Here is a 1,178-nt window from a genome sequence, read left to right as displayed (position 1 = left end):
CGGCGTCCCGGCTGGCGGCGGCGCTGACGCCCGAGGTGGACGCGGTGCTGGACCGCCATCCGCTGCGGGACCTGGTCACGAGCAGTGAGCCGCTGCCGCTGCTGGTGGAGCGGGAACGGGCGTTGTACGGATCGTGGTACGAGTTCTTCCCCCGCTCGGAGGGCACCCCGGAGCGGCCGCACGGCACCTTCCGCACGGCCGCGCGGCGGTTGCCGGCGATCGCGGCGATGGGCTTCGACGTGGTGTACCTGCCGCCGATCCACCCCATCGGCACGACGTTCCGCAAGGGCAGGAACAACACCCTCTCCCCCGGCCCGGACGACGTCGGGGTGCCCTGGGCGATCGGCTCGCCCGAGGGCGGCCACGACGCCGTCCACCCCGACCTGGGCACCCTGGAGGACTTCACCTGGTTCGTGGAGCAGGCCCGCGAACTGGGCCTGGAGATCGCCCTGGACTTCGCGCTGCAGTGCTCGCCGGACCACCCCTGGGTGCACAAGCACCCCGAGTGGTTCCACCACCGGCCCGACGGCACCATCGCCTACGCCGAGAACCCGCCGAAGAAGTACCAGGACATCTACCCCATCGCCTTCGACGCGGACATGGACGGCCTGGTCGCCGAGACCTGCCGGGTGCTGCGCCACTGGATGGACTGCGGGGTGCGCATCTTCCGGGTGGACAACCCCCACACCAAGCCGGTCGTCTTCTGGGAGCGGGTCATCGCGGACATCAACCGCACCGACCCCGATGTGATCTTCCTGGCCGAGGCGTTCACCCGCCCGGCGATGATGCACATCCTGGCCCAGATCGGCTTCCAGCAGTCCTACACCTACTTCACCTGGCGCAACACCAAGGAAGAACTCACCGAGTACCTGACGGAGCTGTCGGGCGAGGCCGCGAGCTACATGCGGCCCAACTTCTTCGCCAACACCCCCGACATCCTGCACGCCTACCTCCAGCACGGCGGCCGGCCCGCCTTCGAGGTCCGCGCCGTCCTCGCCGCCACCCTGTCACCGACCTGGGGCATCTACTCCGGCTACGAACTGTGCGAGAACACCCCGCTGCGCGAAGGCAGCGAGGAATACCTCGACTCCGAGAAATACCAGCTGCGCCCCCGCGACTGGGACACCGCCGAACGCGAGGGCCGCACCCTCACCCCCCTGCTCACCCGGCTCAACACC

Annotated in this window: 1 protein-coding gene; it reads left to right on the top strand. The window is 69.6% G+C overall.

What is annotated here, in order from left to right; all coding sequences use genetic code 11:
- The coding region (locus ACIGAQ_RS37975) for a maltotransferase domain-containing protein (protein ID WP_399791493.1) at nt 1-1,178 on the top strand (1,178 nt) is incomplete at both ends.

The organism is Streptomyces sp. NPDC085932, from assembly GCF_044540525.1.
Lineage (GTDB): Bacteria > Actinomycetota > Actinomycetes > Streptomycetales > Streptomycetaceae > Streptomyces > Streptomyces levis.
This window is presented reverse-complemented; position numbering and strand designations above follow the sequence as displayed.